This is a genomic window from Nocardia nova NBRC 15556, from assembly GCF_001613005.1.
In the GTDB taxonomy this organism is placed as follows: Bacteria; Actinomycetota; Actinomycetes; order Mycobacteriales; family Mycobacteriaceae; genus Nocardia; species Nocardia nova.
The window spans coordinates 1-18,333 of record NZ_BDBN01000096.1; the positions used below are offsets into that span (position 1 = coordinate 1).

An 18,333-nucleotide genomic window follows, 5' to 3' on the forward strand; every position below is an offset into this window, starting at 1 on the left:
GACGATGCACCGAATTGCGATCTTCGTAGGGAAAAACCGCCACGGTGCCGACGCCGAGTTCGTAAGCGGCGCGGAAGGCACGGATGGCGATTTCCCCGCGATTGGCGACCAGCACTTTGGAGAACATGAATTCCGTTATTTCTCGTCGTTGGAGGCGCCGTCCGGGAAATGGAAAGGTTGGTTGCTCAGCACGTGCGCGTGCTGAGCAACCAACCCAGTGCACACCGGCCGGTAATGGACGGCGGTCTCGGCCGGTGCGCCTGTCTATACAGCGGTCGCTCGAGCGCCCACCGCCCGGCCCAGCGCGGTGTCGAGAGCCGTGCCGTCCTCGTCGGCGAGTGCTGCGGTGCGCAGTTTGGCCAGCCGAGCTGCGGCGTCGGGCATGCCGGTGATCTCCTGGGCCGCCCGCAGGAGCTTGGCAAAGCTGTCGTTGCCGTGCTCGTATGTGGCGCCGTAGCCCTTGAGTACCCGTTGGCATTCGACGATTTCGCGGGCAAGCTCCGAGTCGCTGGCCGCAGCCGAGAGCGCGATCCTCATCCACTCGTCAATGGCGGCTTGCTCTCTGACGAATCGCAGCGATCGTGGCCGGATGGGCCGCAGTCGTGCGGTGATCGACAACGCGGTGTATCCGCCCATCGAGCTGGTGTTGATCGTCATGCCCCGGCTGGTCGCGGAGTGCACGATTCGCTCGAAGGTCTTGGAGCGCCGCAGCAGGGCGCCGAGCCACGCCGGCATGGTGTCGGTAATCTCGTCGACCTGCGGGTGCAGATACTCACGAACCTGGATGAGCTGGTTGTCCTCGGCCCGTGCCTCGGTTCGGATGCGGGACATCCGGTGTTTGCGAACCTTCTGCAGCGCGACCTGAATAGTGTCCTGGTAGCACATCCACAGCGACAGATGGCGTGCCGCCTCGAGGGTGAGCCGGGCCGCGCCATCGCTGTCCGGGTCCAGCGCGGCGAATTCGCGCACACGGTTCAGGTACAGCTGTGTGTAGGCGAGGTTCTGGTACACCGCCGTGCGCACAAGGCCGTGCAGAATCATCGAGCGTGCCGCGGCGGGAAGACTTTCGACCTGCGAGGCAAGCAGCCGCAGCTTCGGCCCGACGAGTGCACCCGGATCGCTCGCGGCAATGTCGTTGCGGCGCTTTTCCTCCCGCTCTTTCTTCTCCTCGGCAGACAGGGGCTTGGGAATGAGCGTGAGTTCCACCGGACTCGGCTTGCGCGGAGCATCGGTAGCGTCCGGCTCAATCGCCGCAGTGAAGCCGCCGTCGAATGCCCGCAGCGATTGCTCCACACCCTTGCCGAAGTCGCGGATCGGCTGCTCGAACTGTTCGCGATCGAACGGGAGCACACCGCAGCCGGCCAGCGCGCCGAACAACGACGCGCTGATCACGCTTCGTGCGTCTTCAGCCAACGTCATGAAGTCAGCGGAAATCAATCGTTTCGAGCCCCGTCGTGCGGTATCGAGCAGGGCGGCGCTGTCAACGCGCCCGTCGCCCAGTGCCATCCGTTCGTCGATCGCATACACCCGGTGCGTCGAGGTGATGAGGGTGGTCCGGTCGGGTGTGCTGAAGCCACGTTGGACGGCGCGAGCTGCCTCCATCAGCTCGGAAGCGATGACCACATCAACTTCCCCGGGAGTGGGAAAGACGCTGAGGATGGGCTCGCTGCGGCCGACGACGGCCCCCTTGTCGGCGGCTGGATGCCTTGCGGGGGGAAACAGTTCGACGTAGTACACCGTGGCACCGGTCCGCTGCGCGACGCCCGGTACCGAGGTGGTCTGGGCGTACCAGCCGGCCGTCTCGGCGACGGAGACGGTCCAGTCCGCGAGAACACCGCCGCCTTCGCCGCCCATCGCCAAGATGGCCAGTGTGATCGGGCGGTTCCCGTCGTTCCAGCTCGATATCACGCGACCTCCAAACCTGCGATGCGACGTTCGATTCCTTTTGAAAGAAGCCCGATCCACCATGTGCGCAGCCGTGCGAGCATGCGATCTCGGCGGGTCGGGTTGTACACCACGTCGGTGCGGTAGAACGACGGGCACAACACGGCGGCATGGGCGTTTGCCCCGCAGACGCCGCATCCGACACAGCTGTCCAGCACGGTCGCGATGGGATCAGTGCGCATCGGGTCCGGATTGTCGGTGATGGTCAACGACGGGCAGCCGGAGATTCGGATGCAGGCATGATCGCCGGTGCACGTCTCCGGATCGACTCCGAAGCGCTCACGGACGACTCGATCGCCGTTCTTCAACGCCTGCCCGCGTTGAGCTTTCACCCGCCGCTGCTGGTTGAGCTGGCATTCGCTCTGCATGACAAGGACTTTCGGGCCTTGTGCTTCGGTGGTGAGCGCCTCGACGAAGGTGTCGCGAACGTGGGTGACGTCGTAGGTGTTGTCGATCGTCTTGGCCCACTCGACGCCTATGCCGCGTACCGCGCGTTCGATCGGGTGTTGCGTGGAGCGGGCGGGCAGATCGGCGTGCGAGGAGAGCACGTCCTGGCCACCGGTCGCGGCGGCATAGTCGTTGTCGACCACGACCAGAAGTTGGTCGTTTTTGTTGAACACGGCGTTGCCGACGCCGCTCGAGAGTCCGTTGTGCCAGAATCCGCCGTCTCCCATCACCGCGATGGTGCGCCGGTCGGAATCTTTGGAATTCAACGCCGACGCCGCCGCGGAGCCGAGGCCGTAGCCCATCGTGGTCGCACCGAGGTTGAACGGCGCGTTGATGGAGAACAGATGGCAGCCTATGTCGGCGCTGATGTGATGCTGTCCGGTTTCGCGTTCGGCGAGTTTGAGTCCGGAGAAGATGGGCCGTTCGGGGCAGCCGGTACACAGACCTGGCGGGCGCGGCTGCACGAGATGCGGATCGACCTGAAGAGCGAAGGGGCTGGCCGGGTCGTCCGCCGGGCGCAGTAACGCAGGCGCGCCGGTGATCACTTCGGGCAAATATTTGCTCAGGAACGTCTGCAAACCACGCGTGACCACCAGCGAGGTGTACTCGCCTGCCATGGTGAACATGTCCTTGCCGTGCAGGGTGGTCGGCACGTCGGCGCGGCGAAGGATCGTGTTGATGTTCTGCTCCACGAAATCAGGCTGGCCTTCTTCGAGTAACAACACCGCACGCTTGTTCGCGCAGAAGTCGATGACTTCGGAGTCGATGACCGGATACGCCACGTTCATCACATACAGCGGTACCTTGGTGTCGCCGAACGCGTCCGAGCAGCCCAGCATCTCCATCGAGCGGTTCAGGGTGTTGTACAGCCCGCCCTGCACGATGATGCCGATATCGGCGCGATCGTTGGCGAACACCTCGTTGAGGCCATGCTCGCGGATGTACTGCACCGCGGCAGGCCACCGATTCTCGACCTTCTCCTTCTCGTGCTGGAAGCTGGCCGGCGGCAACACGATTCGGCTCAGATCCCGCTTCGGCTGCTGGGTCGCCTCGGTGACCGTCATCTGCGGGCGCTGGTTGTCCTTGGCCTCGAACGCGCCGTGCAGGTGACACGACCGCAACCGCAGCAGCAGGAACACCGGGGTGTTGCTGGCCTCGGACAGCTCGAAGCCGGATTGGACGGCGTTGACGATGGCGGTGATGTTCGGTCGCGGATCCAACAGCCACATCTGCGATTTCATCGCGAAGGCGTGCGAGCGCTCCTGCATGATGCTCGAGCCCTCGCCATAGTCCTCACCGAGGATGACCAGGGCGCCTCCGGTGACGCCGCCGCTGGCCAGATTGGCAAGGGCGTCTGCGGCAACGTTGGTTCCGACCGTCGACTTCCAGGTAACCGCGCCGCGCAGCGGATAGTGCACCGACGCGGAGAGCATGGCGGCCGCGGTGGCTTCCGAGGCCGAGTTCTCGAAGTAGACACCGAGTTCGTCCAGGACCTCCTTGGCGTCGCTCAGGACGTCCATCAGATGCGAGATCGGCGCACCCTGGTAGCCGCCAACGTAGGCGACGCCGGACTGCAGCAGTGCCTTGGTGACCGCGAGGATGCCCTCGACGTGCAGGGTAGTGCCGGCCCCCTGGCGCAGCTTGCCGACCTCGTTCGCGAATGACCGTTCAGCCATCGATTGTCCTCCGTACGTTCACAGTTCGACTAGCGCGAGAACTCGGGCCGGGCTGCCGGATCCGCCGATGATCGGCAGCGGCGATACGACGATCACGGCCCCGGTCGCGGGCAGCTGCCCGAGATTGCGCAGGCTGGTCAGTCCCCATTTGTTGGCACCCAGCAGTGTGTTGTGGCAGGGGAAGGGCATCTCGAATCCGGCGGCTGCGCCCGCATCGGTGCCGACTGTTTCCACGCCGAATCCGACCAGCGGCGATTCCACTGCCAGCCACTTGGCACAGTCGACTGAGACGCCGGGAGTGTGGCCGTCGTTGGCGAACGCTGCGGCGTCGTTGCCGCGCGCCTCCCAGCCGGTTCGATACAGCAGCCAGCCGCCGGAGGGCAGCGGGCCGTGTTCTTTCTCCCACGCGAGGACGTGGTCGACCTCGAGCAGGAAATCGGGATCTTGGGCGACTTCGGCGGTCAGGTCGATGACCGCGGCGGGAGCGACCAGGGTGTGGAGGGGCGCCTGCGAGACGTCGTGGCAGTCCTTCCCACTCACCCAGTGCACCGGGGCGTCGAGGTGGGTGCCGGTGTGCTCACCGGTGTGGATGTTGTTCCAATACCATGCCGGTCCTCGGTCGTCGTAGTTGCTGATTTCCTCCAGCCGGAACGGAATTGTGTTCGCGAACGGCGGCGGCAGCTGCAAGATGGGGGTGGATTCCTGCAGCGGCGTGGTCAGGTCGACGATCTCGACCGCCCCTGAACGGGTCGCATCGATGAGTGTGGTGAGTAGGGACATCTGGAACTCCTGCGGTGACTGGGTGTTGTCGAGTGTGTTCCACGGCACATGTGGGCGCTATCCGTGCGACGCGCCGGTTGTCCGGGTCGCGCACTATGGAGTGGTCATTGCCTGCGCCGGCGCAAACCTGGGCTGCGCCGGGTGAGTGTGCTCGCGACGAGATGCCCGGAACCACCACCGAGCCCTGGGCCGGGGTGGGTGGAGGCGCCGATGTGCCACAGATCGTGAACCGGCGTCGCGTGGCGGCCCGCGGACGGCAGCGGCCGCCACAGGTAGCTTTGATCCATCTCGCCGGAGCCGCCGTATGGGTCGCCGGCGACTGCGTTGACGTTGTATGCCGAAAGGTCGGGCGGGGTGATGACATCCACGGCCAGAACCTTCGCGAACAGATCTGGTGCGTGAGCCGCGATCCGGCGCAGTACGCGGTCCGCGTAGCCCTTCGCCAGTGCGGGCGTCCATCCGGCGCTGGTGTCCAGTTCACCGGCCGCGTCACCGCGGGGAGCGAAAGGCACCTCCTGCAATTGCAGCCAGAGGGCGGCGCCGCCTCGAGGGACTCGGCTCGCGTCCAGCACGTACTGCTGGCCCACGACAATGGTGGGACGACAGGGAAGCAATCCGGCTTCGGCTTCGGCGCAGGCGATTCCGGTGCTGTCCGCCCCGTTGGATACGTGGATGAGCGGGATTTCGGCGAGCCTCGAATCGTTCCACTCGAGCGGCGCGGACAACGCGACATGGATCTGCATTTCCGCGCGTCCGTACCGGAATCGCCCGGCCTCGGTGTGGATGGCAGGCGGTACTGCGGCGCGCGGGAGCAGCTCGCCGTACAACGTGGTCGGTGTCACCGAGGCGAGAACCGCGCGGCGGGCCCGGAAAGTCTGCCCGGCGGCGACGACACCGACTGCCCGGCCGTTCTCGACGAGAATTCGCTCGACGTGGGTGTCGGTCCGCACGGTGACATGCAGCGACTCCAGGAGCGAGCGGAACGCGGTGACGAATTGCCCCGCGCCCCCGGCGACGACGGGAAGCCCGGCCCCGTGGACCGTGGCGGCGAGCAGCGGGATCATGAATCCACCCGAGGCGTGATCGGGAGACAGTCCCGCGTGCAGCAGCCATGGCGCGTAGAGGTGGTCGACCTCGGAGCCCCGGAACGTGCTCCTGGCATAGCTACGACCGCTGGTCAGCATTGTCCGCATCCAGTATTCGCTACCGTGGCGACCGGCCGTCCGGGCCAGCCCGGCGAGAGGGCGGAGTATCGCGCGTGAACGCAGTTCGCTACCCATCAGCCCGCCGATCGGGCCCATGCTCTCGCCAAGCTTGTCCAACATCTGCAGGTAGGTGCTCGCGTCATCCGGATCGGCGAATTCCTCGGTGGTGACCTGCGGGTCGCGGTGGGCAAGGGTGGTGCGGCCGTCGTCGGCGACGCTGGCGATCACCCAGGTGTCGGTGTTTCGGTACTGGAGTCCGTGCTGATGCAGGAGCTCGCCGAGGCTCGCGTAGGCAGCACCTGTCACGAATAACGGGTGCCACGACGCGTAGGTGTCGTGCAGATAGCCGGGAAGCGTGCGCTCTTCGCTGGCGATGAAGCCCCCCATGTCGGCGTTGCGCTCGAGCAGCAGCACGGACCATCCGGCTCGGGCCAGTTCGGCGGTCGCGACCAGGCCGTTGATTCCCGATCCAACGACGATCGCGTCTGTGTCGGCAGTCATGCCGGGGAACCTCCTGGCGTGCGGCAGCCTGATGTGATGTCGGTCATACCGTGGAAAATAGGGATGTCGGGAGCGGGTGGCTATCCGCCGTACGCGGCGTCTGTGCGGAAAGCGCGGCGATGGCGAAAACGTTGCCGGAGTTCGGCTTCCGCTCGAGAACCGAACTCCGGCGGCACGGCGTATCTCAGGCGCGGCGGTAGCCCTGCAGGATCGAGTCGTCCACGTCGGGCAGGTTGACCACGATGTTGTCGGGCGTGCGGGCGGTGAGCCACACCAATTCCTCGGTGGTGCTCATGTTGACCTCCACGTGCGGCATGAACGGCGGGACGAATACGAAGTCGCCCTCATTCATGTCGACGTATTCCTGGTAGTTCTCGCCGAAATAGATTCGCCCGACGCCCTTGAGGATGTATCCGCCGGTCTCGGCCTCGCCGTGGTGATGCGGAAGAGACCGGTACCCGGGCGCGTTGTACACGCGGCCGTACCAGATTTTGGTGGCCGGTGTGTGCTGCGGGCTGACGCCTGATGCGCGCTTGCAGTCGCCGGACTGGGCGGTGTCGGTGTACAGCTGGCCGGCGCGGGTGACGAACGGGGCAACTTTTTCCCCGGTGATCTCGTTGGTCATCGCGATTTCCTTTCCGTCCCGTCAGACGGGCACACTTGTGGTCGGCAGGCAGTGATCAGATTGCGTAGCAGGCCGATTCCTTCGATCTCCGTCTCCACGACGTCGCCGGCACGCAGGTACCGCGGCGGGTCCGCCGCCACACCGACACCGCCGGGCGTTCCGGTCAAGACGACATCACCCGGTCGCAGGGTCGTGAATTCGGAGATGTAGCGAAGCAGGGTCACCGGGTCGAAGACGAGATCGTCGGTCGAGCCGGTTTGCTCGGTGACCCCGTTGATCCGGCAGACGATGCGCAGTCCGTCGCGAGGATCTGCCTCGTCCGGGGTGACGAGGTCCGGGCCCAGCGGGGTGGTTGCGTCGAAGGCCTTACCCTGCAGCCATTGCGGCGTGCGGCGCTGCCAGGCGCGGGCCGAGAAGTCGTTGGCGACGGTGTATCCGGCGATACCGGCGCGGGCGGCGTCGGCATCGGCGTGCCGGAGCGTGGCACCGACCACAATGGCCAACTCCGCCTCCCAGTCCAGGCCGACCGCTTCCGCCGGGCCCGGTAAGGCGATGTCCGTGTCCCAGGCGGTGAGCGTGTCGGCGAACTTCGCGAAGAGAGTGGGGAATTCGGGTTCTGGCCGGCCCATCTCGGCGATGTGGGCGCGATAGTTGTGGCCGCAGCAAATGATCTTGCTGGGCGCAGTGACCAGCGGTGCCGGGTCTCCCCTCAGATCCGGCTGCCGCGCGGCGAGTTGCGGCGCGGTGCGCCAGTTGACGGTAGCGACCAGGGCGCCGACGTCGGGCGCGCTGGTCGCGCACCACAGTCCGTCGAGGAGGACTTCGGCGCGGCTGCCCGCATCGGAGAAAACTGTTCGCGCTCGCATTGGGAAAACTCCAAGGATCGGCCGGGTTGTTGTTCGCGGCGGCGGAAAGCTTGTCAGCCAGGGAATGTATGTAGCTATCTTGACGATCGTTACGATAACAGCATATCGTCGAGAGCGCCACAGGTCGTCGAACTCGCCTTCCGGCGGGGCTCACCACACAGGGAGACATCCATGTCTGTCGAACACATCAACCCGCCAGAACTGGTGAAGCCGTCCGGGTTCGCACACGCTTCGCGCTGTCGCGACATCGTTCACCTCGCGGGACAGACAGCGTTGACGCCCGCGGGCACGATCGTCGACGGCGGGATCGTCGAGCAGTTCCGGCAGGCGTTCACCAACCTGCTGACCGCGCTCAAGGCAGCCGGCGGCCGGCCGGAGAACCTGTTGAGCGTGACGGTCTACCTGCTCGACATTCCCGACTACCAGGCCCACGGCAAACAGATCGGGCGAATCTGGCGAGAACTGGCCGGAACCGACTACCCGGCGATGGCCGGTATCGGTGTCACCCGGCTGTGGCAGCCCGAAGCGCTGATCGAGATCCAGGGAGTCGCTGCGCTGGACGTAGAGCCGGTCTGACCGGATTCGCTCTCTGCATCATGAAAGGTCCAGCAACGATGTTTTCGCTCTCAGCGCACATCGACACCTTCTGCCGGGACAATCTCCCACCGCGAGACGAATGGCCCGAGCTCGTTTTCGATCTGCCGACGTTAACGTATCCCGAGCGCCTCAACTGTGCGACCGCTCTGCTCGATGCGGCAGTGGCGACCCACGGGCGCGTCAAGCCCTGCCTGCTGACCGGTGATTCGGTATGGACCTACGGCGATCTGCTCGATCGGGCAAATCAGATTGCCCACGTTCTGACAGCGGACCTCGGGCTGCTGCCGGGGAACCGGGTGTTGTTGCGCGCGCCAAACACCCCGTGGTTGGTCGCCTGCTGGTTCGGAGTGGTCAAGGCAGGCGGAGTAGTGGTCACGACGATGCCTCTGTTGCGGGCGCCCGAGCTGTCGAAACTGGTCGAGCTGATGAGCCCGGCGTTGGCGCTGTGTGACAGCCGCTTGGTCGACGAACTTTCGGCGTCTGCCCCCGATCTGACGATCGTTCCATTCGGGGGACAGGCGACGGATGATCTGACCGCTCGCATCGAAACGAAGTCCACCGTGTTCGACGACGTCGCGACCGCGGCAGATGACGTCGTGCTGCTGGCGCCGACCTCGGGCACCACCGGCGCCCCCAAGGCGACGATGCATTTCCACCGCGACCTGCTCGCCATCACCGATACTTTCTCCGCCGGTGTGCTGGCACCGTCCGCGGACGATGTCTTCATCGGTACACCGCCGATGGCATTCACCTTTGGCCTCGGCGCGCTGGTCGCTTTCCCGCTACGCGCGGGCGCCTCGGTGGTGCTGCTCGAACGGCCCGATCCGTCGACTCTGGTCGAGGCCATCGAGACCTTCGGGGCGACAGTACTCTTCACCGCTCCGACCGCGTACAAGGCACTGCTCAAGCGCGGGGACCTCGGGCGCCTGAAATCGCTGCGGCGCTGCGTATCTGCCGGCGAACATCTACCGGAGGCGGTCTTCACACAGTTCCGTGAACGGACGGGTCTCGAGATCATCAACGGGATCGGCGGGACCGAACTGCTGCACATCTTCATCTCGGCGGCAGATGAGAATATCCGACCTGGATCGACAGGCCGGGCGGTTCCCGGCTTCCGCGCCGAAATCCAGGACGACAACGGTGATCCGGTTCCCGACGGCACGCCGGGTCTGCTAGCAGTGAAGGGGCCGGTCGGGTGTCGCTACCTCGCCGATCCGCGCCAGCGGACCTATGTCCGCAACGGCTGGAATATCACCGGCGACACCTACACCCGTGATGCCGACGGCTACTTCTGGTATCACGCGCGCAGCGACGACATGATTGTGTCCTCCGGCTACAACATCGGGGCCCCCGAGGTCGAAACAGTGCTGGACCTGCATCCGGATGTGGTGGAGAGCGCGGTGATCGGTGTCCCCGACGACGATCGCGGCATGATCGTGCACGCCGCAGTCGTGCTGCGCGACGGGGTGAGCGGCGGTGCCGAGAAGGCCCGTGAGCTACAGGATTTCGTCAAGCAGACCGCCGCCCCGTACAAGTATCCGCGCAGCATCGAATTCCTCGAGAGCCTGCCGCGCAACCCGAGTGGGAAGCTGCAGCGATTCAGGATCCGCGAACGCTGGGAGGCGGGCAGATGATCCAGACCGTTGTCCAGCGTCCGGTCGATTGGCAGGACACCGACGCGTCGGGGCACTACCACCACAGCACGGTCGTGCGCTGGGTCGAGGCCGCCGAAGCGGTGCTGCTGAACAGCGTCGGGCTGGGCCGGCTGTTCGGCCGGATCCCCCGCGTGCGATACGAGGTCGACTACATCGACCGACTGTGGTTCGGCGACACCGCCTCGATCGAGTTGTCGGTGGAGCGCATCGGCACGACCTCGCTGCGCTACGACTTCACCATCACCCGGATTCCGGCTTCGCCATCCACCCCAGCAGGCCCGCGGACCATCGCGGCGCGCGGCGCATTGACTGCGGTTCACGCCCCGGATGCCGGGGGGGCTCAACCATGGCCCGCAGATGTCGTCGCGGCATTGCGCGGCACCGAGATCAATTCCATGACAACCCGAGAGGTGTGAAGCAGAGATGCGTATCGCTGTTATCGGCGGAGGACCCGCAGGCCTGTACTTCTCCGCGCTGATGAAACAACTGGATCCCGCCCATGAGATCACGATCTGGGAGCGCAATGCCCCAGACGACACCTTCGGTTTCGGCGTCGTGTTCTCCGACGAGACACTCGGCGGAATCGAGCATGCCGATGAGCAGGTCTATCGGACGATGAGCGAGCAGTTCGCGCGCTGGAGCGATATCGACATTCACTACCGTGGCGAAGTCCGGACCTCGGGCGGCCAGGGGTTCGCGGCGATGAGCCGCAAAGAGTTGCTGCACATTCTGCAGGAACGCTGTGTCGAGCTCGGTGTCACCATTCACTTCCGAACGATGGCCCCGGACGTCGAGCAACTTTCGGCCACCCACGATCTGGTCCTGGCCTCCGACGGCATCAACTCCGCGACTCGCGAGAGATTCAGCGACGTGTTCGGGCCGAGCGTGGATACGCGGCACAACAAGTACATGTGGCTGGGCACCGATCGAGTCTTCGAGGCATTCGAATTCTTCGTCGAGCACACCCCATACGGCATCATGCAGGTGCACGCCTACCCGTTCAGCGCGACGCAGAGCACTTTCATCGTCGAGATGCACGAATCAGTGTGGCGCAAAGCTGGTTTCAGCGAATTCGCCGACCGCGATTTCGCGCCCGGGGAGAGCGACGAGAAGTCGATCGCGTTGTTGGCGGAGATCTTCGCAGACGAGCTGGGCGGTCACGGCCTGGAGGCCAACAACTCTCGGTGGATCAACTTCCGGACCGTCCGCAACCGGACCTGGCGGCACCGCAATGTAGTCCTCATGGGCGACGCGGCGCACACCGCTCATTTCTCTATCGGTTCGGGCACCAAGCTCGCGATGGAGGACGCCCTCGCCCTCGCGGCGTGTCTGCACGAAAACGATTCCATCGCAGCGGGACTCGATGCCTATGAGAACGAGCGGAAACCTGTCGTCGAGTCCATCCAGCGTGCCGCGCAGGCCAGCCTGGAGTGGTTCGAAACCATCGGCCAGTACGCCGGGCAGCATCCCGATCAGTTCGCGTTCAACCTGCTGACCCGCAGCCGCCGGATCACCTATGACAACCTGCGGTTGCGCGACGACGGCTTCGTCGACGCCATCGACGGCTGGTATCTGTCTGTCCAGGACCAGATCACCGAGGCCGAATCCTCCCGGCCGCCGATGTTCTACCCGCTACGCCTCAAAGGTGTCGAGCTGCCCAACCGAGTGCTGGTGTCGCCGATGGACATGTACTCCGCGGTCGACGGAGTGCCCACCGATTTCCATCTGGTCCACCTGGGTAGTAAAGCGCTCGGCGGTGCGGGCCTCGTGATGACCGAGATGGTCTGCGTCTCGTCGGAAGGGCGGATCACACCCGGTTGCGCCGGGCTGTACACCGGGGAGCAGGAACGAGCGTGGGCTCGCGTTGTCGACTTCGTGCACACCAACTCCCGGTCGAAGATCGGGGTGCAGCTGGGGCACTCGGGCCGAAAGGGCTCGACCAAGGTGATGTGGGAAGGTATCGACGACCCGCTGCCGGTCGGTGGATGGCAGACTGTGGGCCCTTCGCCGGTGCCCTACGGTGAGGGAAGCCAGACACCGCGGGAGCTGACCCCCATCGACCTGGACGACATCACTGCCCAGTTCGTCGAGGCTGCGCGTGGGGCGGACCGGGCCGGATTCGATTTGCTCGAATTGCACTGTGCGCATGGCTATCTGCTGTCTTCATTCCTGTCTCCGCTGGCCAATACCCGGACCGACGAGTTCGGTGGTTCATTGGAAAACCGGCTGCGCTTCCCGCTGCGGGTGTTCGAGGCTGTTCGTGCGGTGTGGCCCGCTGATCGCCCATTGTCGGTCCGCATCTCGGCGACCGATTGGGCCGAGGGCGGCAATACGCTGGACGACGCGGTCGAGATCGCACGGGCGTTCGCCGAACATGGTGCGGATGTGCTGCATGTATCGTCGGGGCAGGTGGTCAAGCACGAGCAGCCGGCGTACGGACGCAGCTACCAGACACCGTTCGCCGACCGGATTCGGCACGAGGTCGGCGTCGAGCACGGTGTCGCGGTCGTGGCCGTCGGAGCGATCTCGTCCTACGACGACGTGAACTCGATTCTGCTGGCAGGCCGTGCGGATCTGGTCGCGATCGGGCGCGGGCATCTCTGGGATCCGCAGTGGACGTTGCATGCGGCCGTGGAGCAGGACTACCGGGGAGAGGGCGCCGAATGGCCGGCACAGTTCCGGGCCGGCAACCGGAAACCGCCGACGAGCCGCAAGGATGGTCCGCCGCCGCGCCTGCAGTTGGTTCGTGACGCGGATCGCCCGGCTCTACTGCGAAACCGCTGGCAACCTGCGCAGGCCAGCTGACGCGCTGTCAGCGTATCGGCACGTCACACCCGATCACCCGAAGGCGAAGTCCTCGGGTGATCGGGTTTCCTGGTGTGTTGAGGGCTTTCCAGTTGTCCCCCGAGCTTCGTCGCCGTCGACGGTCAGCGATAGCTGTGCTGAGCTTGCACGCCGGTCAGGTGTTTACGGGTCGACTCGTCGCTTGCCAATCGCAGGGTCTGAGAGGGGGATTCGCCGAACACGCGGCGATACAGCACCGAGAATCGACCCGCGTGCAGGAATCCCCACCGGATGGCGACGTCGGTGACGGTGGTGGCAGTCGGGTCGGCCTGGAGCAGATCGGTTCGTACCCGACGCAGGCGTACATCGCGCAAATAGGCCATCGGTGTGGTGTCGTAGTGTCGTCGGAATCCCTCTTGCAATGTGCGGGTGTCGATCCCGACGGCCTCGGCGATATCGTCGACTGTCAGCGGCTCGTGGGCGTGCGCCTCGATAAGTTCGACTGCCCGCGCGATCGGCCGTGTGACAACCGGTTCCGGACTCCGGTCGAGTTCGCCCCGGTAGTTGTTCGCTTGGCCGAGGATGAGCTGACTGATCAGCAACCCTTGAAACTCGCGGACGGGGATGGACGACGGGTCGGCGGCGATGTCGATGGCGTCGACGAACAATGACAACAGCCCCCGCCAGGTGCGGTTCGCCGGGGCCGAGAGGTCCATGCGCGGTTCGAACACGATCGGGGCAGTTGGCTCGCGGCCGAGTTTCTTGCGCAGGACTTCATGTACCGCTGTCCGGTCCAGCCGCAGCAGCAGTTGACGGTTGGCGCCCTGCCACGCCATCGACACCCGGCCGCCCGGCTCGAGTACCGAGGCGATATCCGGCGTGGAATCGAACGTGTTGGCCCCCATCGTGATCCTGGCGTGCCCCTCCAAAGGAACCTGCACGAGATAGAAGTCTTCGAGGTCGCGTGGCTCGATGCGTACGTCGGTGCCGTACTCGAGGTAGTACAAGCCCGCCTCGGCCCACCGGAGTCCGTGGAAATGTGCATTGAGCGGCAGCTCCCTGTCCAGTGGTGACAGGCGGTGGTCGCAGAGCTCGGTGCCGACGGTCGCGCGGACGACGTCGGGATCGCCGGATTCGGCAAGGCGGTGACCACCCAGCGGTCGGTTCGACTTCTCCAACCCTGGCCTCCGAGTTGAGCTAACGACAGATAGCGTCATTCTAACTATCGTCACGATTTCGCGTTAACACTTTGTTCCATGGCCGCGTCGGACATGTCAAAAATCTACGCATCGCACAGCGCGGATAGCGTCCGCGCTTGCGGGATAGCTGACACCGTAGCGGCTGCCTACCGTGACTGGCCTCACATCACTCAGTGTAGTTCGGAGGCACCGATGCCAGTTAACACCTCGCTTGCCGGCAGAACGGCGATCGTTACCGGTGGCGCTACCCTTTTCGGCGCCGGTGTCGTCGGTGAGCTCGTCGCCGCCGGCGCCCGTGTTGTAATCGCGGACATCGACGATGCTGGTGGCGCCGAGTTAGCGGCGAGTTTCGACGGCGTGAGCTTCCTCCACACCGACATCACCAACGACGATTCCATCCTGCGCTGCGTCAACGCTACGGTCGAGCGCTACAGCTCGCTGGATGTCCTGGTGAACCTGGCCTGCTCGTACGGCGACGAGGGTGCGCACACCGATCGGGCGACCTGGCTGCGCACACTGGACGTCAATCTGGTCAGCGCGGTCGTGTTCGCCGCCACTGCACACCCGCATCTGGCGCGCTGCGGTGGTTCGATCGTCAATCTGAGCTCGATCTCGGCCAAGGTGGCGCAGACCGGGCGCTGGGTCTACCCGGCCAGCAAAGCCGCCATTGCCCAGGTCACCCGCAATATGGCCCTGGACTACGCGCCGGACGGTATTCGGGTCAACTCCGTCAGCCCGGGGTGGACCTGGTCGAAGATCATGGACGAGCTCTCCGGCGGCAACCGCAGCCACACCGACGCGGTCGCCGCACCCTTCCATCTGCTCGGCCGTGTGGGCGAGCCGAACGAGGTCGGGCGGGTCATCGCCTTCCTCGCCTCCGATGCCGCCTCGTTCGTCACCGGAGCCGACTGGGCGGTGGACGGCGGCTACTCCGCACTCGGCCCGGAGCAGACCGCACCCGCGATACCCCAGCTCGCCGCTGCAGACGCCGCTGCAGCCCACTAGACCACGTCGAATTCGAAAGGAATTCCCATGCGCAGCATCACCATCGTGGGCGCCGGCCAGGCCGGACTCCAGCTCGGCATCGGATTGCTGGATGCCGGCTACGACGTCCGGATCGTCTCCAATCGCACGCCCGAGCAGATCTATAGCGGCCGGGTCACGTCGAGTCAGTGCATGTTCGGCAGTGCCCTCGCCCGTGAACGTGCGGTCGGGCTGGACTTCTGGTCCGCCGAATGCCCCGATGTCGAAGGCATCGGCTTCACTGTGCCCGACGGTGAGGGCGGCAAGGCGATCTCCTGGGCCTCGCGGCTGGACCTACCGGCGCAGTCGGTGGATCAGCGCGTCAAGATGCCCCGATGGATGGCGGAATTCGCCGAGCGCGGTGGCCGACTCGACATTCACGACGCCACCATCGAAGACCTGGAGCAGTACGCCCGCTCGTCCGATCTGGTCTTGATCGCGGCGGGTAAAGGGGACATCGCGAAGATGTTCGAGCGCGACGCGGTCCGATCCACCTTCAGCACTCCCCAGCGCGCGCTCGCACTGACCTACGTGACCGGGATGGTCCCGCGCGAGCCGTATTCGGCAGTGTCGTTCAACATGATTCCCGGAATCGGTGAATACTTCGCTTTCCCGGCGCTGACCATCACCGGCCCCTGCGAGATCATGGTTATGGAAGGGGTGCCCGGCGGTCCGATGGATTGCTTCGCGGGCGTCACCGATCCGCAGCAGCACCTCGAAACCGCCAAGCGAATCGTCGATACCTATCTGCCGTGGGAAGCGCAGCGCTGCCGCGACATCGAACTCACCGACGATCTTGGTGTGCTGGCCGGCCGGTTCCCCCCGACCGTCCGCCACCCGATCGGTGTGCTCCCGTCGGGTGCGACCGTGTTGGGTCTGGCCGACGTGGTGGTGCTCAACGACCCCATCACCGGGCAGGGTTCGAACAACGCCAGCAAATGCGCTGCCTCGTATCTGTCCAGCATTCTCGAACACGGCGACCGGCCGTTCGACCAGCAATTCATGCAAGAAACGTTCGAACAGTATTGGGACTACGCCCAATACGTCGCGACGTGGACCAACGCGCTGCTCGTGCCGCCGCCGGAACACGTACTGCAGCTGCTCGGCGCAGCCGGCGCAAGCGCGCGGATCGCGCGCCGTTTCGCGAACGGATTCGACGACCCTCGTGACTTCTTCCACTGGTTCATGGACCCGGACTCGGCGCGGTTGTACCTCGACAATCTTGCTCCGGTCGCGTGAGCGAGCGAACGATGGGCACAGGAGGGATCGGGCAGCGGCCGCGACCGCGCCGGGTCGCGATCATCGGCGCGGGACAAGCCGGCGCTCTACTGGCCCTGGGCCTGAGACGACAGGGTTGTGCGGTAACGCTGATAAGCGACCGCACCGCTGCGGAAATCCGCGCCGGCGCGGTGTTGTCGAGCCAATGCCTGTTCGGATCGGCCCGTCGCGTCCTCGAACGGATCAGTGACCTCGAACCGGCCGACGCACCCGACATCGCACGGCTCGCGTTGACTGTCGAGGGGACAGGGACGGTGGTTTCGGCGCTCGAGAATCCGGCGCAGTCGGTCGATTATCGGGTGAGCTGTGCCGCGTTGATCGATGCCTTCGTGGCCGAGGGCGGTTCGTTCGCCGTGGAAGATGTGACACCGGAAGGACTGGACGGCATCGCCGCAGAGCAGGATCTGACGATCGTTGCCACCGGGACCGGTGACTTGGGGCGAATGTTCGTCCGTGACCGGGTTCGCTCCCCGTTCGACCGGCCGAAGCGGGCGCTGGCTGTCGCGTACGTGCGCGGTCTGGAGCCGGACGAGACCGGTGCGGAGCTGACGATATCGATCGCACCCGGGGTGGGTGAGGTGATCACTCTGCCCGCGCTCACCACGACCGGTCCATGTTCGATTCTGGTCTTCGAAGGCGTTCCCGAAGGCCCCATGGATTGCTTCGACGACGTGTACTCACCGCAGGAGCACCTACAGCGGTGCCGGAAGATCCTCGATGAGGTGTTTCCGAAGGTTGCGGCTCGCGCCCGCCACATAGAGCTGACCGATGACGGCGGCGTACTACGCGGGCGTGTGACACCCGGCGTCCGTCGCCCGGTGACGTTCACTCAATCCGGTCACCCGGTCCTCGGGCTGGGCGACGCAGTGGTGCTCAACGATCCGATCACCGCGCAGGGCGCGAACAACGCCGTCCACGCGGCAGGCATCTACCTGGATTCCATTCTCCAGCGCGGCACCGAACCATTCGACACCGAGTGGATGCGCACTACCTTCGAATCCTACTGGCGCAGCTGGGGCCGATGGTCAGTGGCCTGGACCAATCGGGTTGTGGACGGGGTCCCAGAACATGTGCTCGACCTGCTGGGCGCGGCTGCGGACGAACCATCGGTCGCGGCTCTGTTCGGGACCGCATTCGACGACCCCAGCACCGCGCATGATTGGTGGTTCGACCGCACGGACGCCGAGCGCGTGCTCGACGCGGTCCGATCTACCGACCATGGGGTCGATCCGCGGGCCCTGCGTAATGCTTTCGGCCAGTACGCCACCGGCGTCACCGTGGTGACGACGCGCGCCCCCGACGGCCGAAAGGTCGGCGTCACCGCAAACTCGTTCACCTCGGTGTCGCTGGATCCGCCGCTAGTGGCCTGGTGCCCGGCGAAAAAGGCGCCGAGTATGCCGGATCTCATGGCCGCCAGTCATTTTGCGGTGAACGTCCTGGCCTCCGATCAGCACGAGTTGTCACGCCAGTTCGCGACACCCGCCGCCGACAAGTTCGCAGGCGTGGCCTACCACGACGGAATCGCTGGAGTCCCGTTGCTGGACCGCAGCATTGCGTACTTCCAATGCCGGACTGTGAACCGGGTGGAGGCCGGTGACCACATCATCTTCATCGGTGAGGTCGAACATTTCGACACCTCCGAGGGGGCTCCGCTGGTATTCCATTCCGGCGGTTACCGCATCGCGACCGAACATCCGGACTTCGCCGGCCCCAGTAGCCGGTGAAACAACGGAGATATGCGCAGAAGGAAATG

General features: G+C 65.2%; 15 protein-coding genes. 7 read left to right on the forward strand and 8 right to left on the reverse strand.

What is annotated here, in order from left to right:
- The 7 genes from NN2_RS39135 to NN2_RS29830 form a co-directional block, all read right to left on the reverse strand.
- Window positions 1-127 (reverse strand): biotin carboxylase N-terminal domain-containing protein (locus NN2_RS39135; protein WP_156511574.1); only part of this gene is annotated, 127 nt, incomplete at its 3' end.
- Between the two features lie 137 nt (window positions 128-264).
- Window positions 265-1,968 carry an indolepyruvate oxidoreductase subunit beta family protein gene (locus NN2_RS29805; RefSeq protein ID WP_082857379.1) on the reverse strand — a complete coding sequence of 568 codons (1,704 nt, stop codon included), beginning with the start codon at window positions 1,966-1,968 and terminating at the stop codon, window positions 265-267.
- A complete protein-coding gene (locus NN2_RS29810; protein ID WP_063017914.1) occupies window positions 1,905-4,067 on the reverse strand; it encodes a thiamine pyrophosphate-dependent enzyme in 2,163 nt (720 codons plus the stop codon). Before NN2_RS29810 ends, NN2_RS29805 begins: the two co-directional genes overlap by 64 nt.
- A gap of 18 nt (window positions 4,068-4,085) precedes the next feature.
- Window positions 4,086-4,847, reverse strand: coding sequence for a cyclase family protein (locus tag NN2_RS29815; protein ID WP_063017972.1), 762 nt, complete (start codon window positions 4,845-4,847; stop codon window positions 4,086-4,088).
- Between the two features lie 104 nt (window positions 4,848-4,951).
- Complete coding sequence (locus tag NN2_RS29820) at window positions 4,952-6,553, reverse strand: phytoene desaturase family protein (RefSeq protein WP_063017916.1); 1,602 nt, start codon at window positions 6,551-6,553, stop codon at window positions 4,952-4,954.
- Between the two features lie 184 nt (window positions 6,554-6,737).
- A complete protein-coding gene (locus tag NN2_RS29825; protein WP_063017918.1) occupies window positions 6,738-7,178 on the reverse strand; it encodes a cupin domain-containing protein in 441 nt (146 codons plus the stop codon).
- A complete protein-coding gene (locus tag NN2_RS29830; RefSeq protein WP_063017920.1) occupies window positions 7,175-8,044 on the reverse strand; it encodes a fumarylacetoacetate hydrolase family protein in 870 nt (289 codons plus the stop codon). The genes NN2_RS29825 and NN2_RS29830 overlap by 4 nt, the downstream gene beginning before the upstream one ends.
- Before the next feature lie 171 nt (window positions 8,045-8,215).
- On the opposite strand from NN2_RS29830, the gene NN2_RS29835 reads away from it, so the two are divergent.
- From NN2_RS29835 to NN2_RS29850, 4 genes are read left to right on the forward strand one after another with little or no spacing between them, the layout of a single operon-like run.
- Window positions 8,216-8,620, forward strand: a complete 405-nt coding sequence (locus tag NN2_RS29835) for a RidA family protein (protein ID WP_063017922.1) — start codon at window positions 8,216-8,218, stop codon at window positions 8,618-8,620.
- Window positions 8,621-8,658: 38 nt separating this feature from the next.
- Window positions 8,659-10,275: an AMP-binding protein gene (locus NN2_RS29840; protein WP_063017924.1), complete on the forward strand. Its 1,617-nt coding sequence runs from the start codon at window positions 8,659-8,661 to the stop codon at window positions 10,273-10,275.
- A complete protein-coding gene (locus NN2_RS29845) occupies window positions 10,272-10,712 on the forward strand; it encodes an acyl-CoA thioesterase (protein WP_063017926.1) in 441 nt (146 codons plus the stop codon). The genes NN2_RS29840 and NN2_RS29845 overlap by 4 nt, the downstream gene beginning before the upstream one ends.
- A gap of 7 nt (window positions 10,713-10,719) precedes the next feature.
- On the forward strand, window positions 10,720-13,101 hold the full coding sequence (locus NN2_RS29850) for a bifunctional salicylyl-CoA 5-hydroxylase/oxidoreductase (protein WP_063017928.1): 2,382 nt from the start codon (window positions 10,720-10,722) through the stop codon (window positions 13,099-13,101).
- A gap of 122 nt (window positions 13,102-13,223) precedes the next feature.
- Here NN2_RS29850 and NN2_RS29855 read toward each other — a convergent pair whose 3' ends face one another.
- Window positions 13,224-14,258, reverse strand: coding sequence for an AraC family transcriptional regulator (locus NN2_RS29855; protein ID WP_245658909.1), 1,035 nt, complete (start codon window positions 14,256-14,258; stop codon window positions 13,224-13,226).
- Between the two features lie 213 nt (window positions 14,259-14,471).
- Between NN2_RS29855 and NN2_RS29860 the strand changes: the two genes are divergently transcribed.
- From NN2_RS29860 to NN2_RS29870, 3 genes are read left to right on the forward strand one after another with little or no spacing between them, the layout of a single operon-like run.
- Window positions 14,472-15,284, forward strand: a complete 813-nt coding sequence (locus NN2_RS29860) for an SDR family oxidoreductase (protein ID WP_063017931.1) — start codon at window positions 14,472-14,474, stop codon at window positions 15,282-15,284.
- Between the two features lie 27 nt (window positions 15,285-15,311).
- Window positions 15,312-16,541 (forward strand): styrene monooxygenase/indole monooxygenase family protein, encoded by a 1,230-nt coding sequence (locus tag NN2_RS29865; protein ID WP_063017933.1) that lies wholly within the window; start codon window positions 15,312-15,314, stop codon window positions 16,539-16,541.
- Between the two features lie 11 nt (window positions 16,542-16,552).
- Entirely contained in the window at window positions 16,553-18,304 is a 1,752-nt protein-coding gene (locus tag NN2_RS29870; RefSeq protein WP_063017935.1) for a flavin reductase, read from the forward strand.
- Window positions 18,305-18,333: the final 29 nt, after the last annotated feature.

Excerpts from the sequence above, each read along its gene's own strand:
- NN2_RS29805 (WP_082857379.1), bottom strand. The coding sequence starts at position 1,968 with ATGGTGGATCGGGCTTCTTTCAAAAGGAATCGAACGTCGCATCGCAGG.
- NN2_RS29850 (WP_063017928.1), top strand. The coding sequence starts at position 10,720 with ATGCGTATCGCTGTTATCGGCGGAGGACCCGCAGGCCTGTACTTCTCC.
- NN2_RS29825 (WP_063017918.1), bottom strand. The coding sequence starts at position 7,178 with ATGACCAACGAGATCACCGGGGAAAAAGTTGCCCCGTTCGTCACCCGC.
- NN2_RS29865 (WP_063017933.1), top strand. The coding sequence starts at position 15,312 with ATGCGCAGCATCACCATCGTGGGCGCCGGCCAGGCCGGACTCCAGCTC.
- NN2_RS29820 (WP_063017916.1), bottom strand. The coding sequence starts at position 6,553 with ATGACTGCCGACACAGACGCGATCGTCGTTGGATCGGGAATCAACGGC.
- NN2_RS29840 (WP_063017924.1), top strand. The coding sequence starts at position 8,659 with ATGTTTTCGCTCTCAGCGCACATCGACACCTTCTGCCGGGACAATCTC.
- NN2_RS29835 (WP_063017922.1), top strand. The coding sequence starts at position 8,216 with ATGTCTGTCGAACACATCAACCCGCCAGAACTGGTGAAGCCGTCCGGG.
- NN2_RS29845 (WP_063017926.1), top strand. The coding sequence starts at position 10,272 with ATGATCCAGACCGTTGTCCAGCGTCCGGTCGATTGGCAGGACACCGAC.
- NN2_RS29860 (WP_063017931.1), top strand. The coding sequence starts at position 14,472 with ATGCCAGTTAACACCTCGCTTGCCGGCAGAACGGCGATCGTTACCGGT.
- NN2_RS29810 (WP_063017914.1), bottom strand. The coding sequence starts at position 4,067 with ATGGCTGAACGGTCATTCGCGAACGAGGTCGGCAAGCTGCGCCAGGGG.
- NN2_RS29830 (WP_063017920.1), bottom strand. The coding sequence starts at position 8,044 with ATGCGAGCGCGAACAGTTTTCTCCGATGCGGGCAGCCGCGCCGAAGTC.
- NN2_RS29815 (WP_063017972.1), bottom strand. The coding sequence starts at position 4,847 with ATGTCCCTACTCACCACACTCATCGATGCGACCCGTTCAGGGGCGGTC.
- NN2_RS29870 (WP_063017935.1), top strand. The coding sequence starts at position 16,553 with ATGGGCACAGGAGGGATCGGGCAGCGGCCGCGACCGCGCCGGGTCGCG.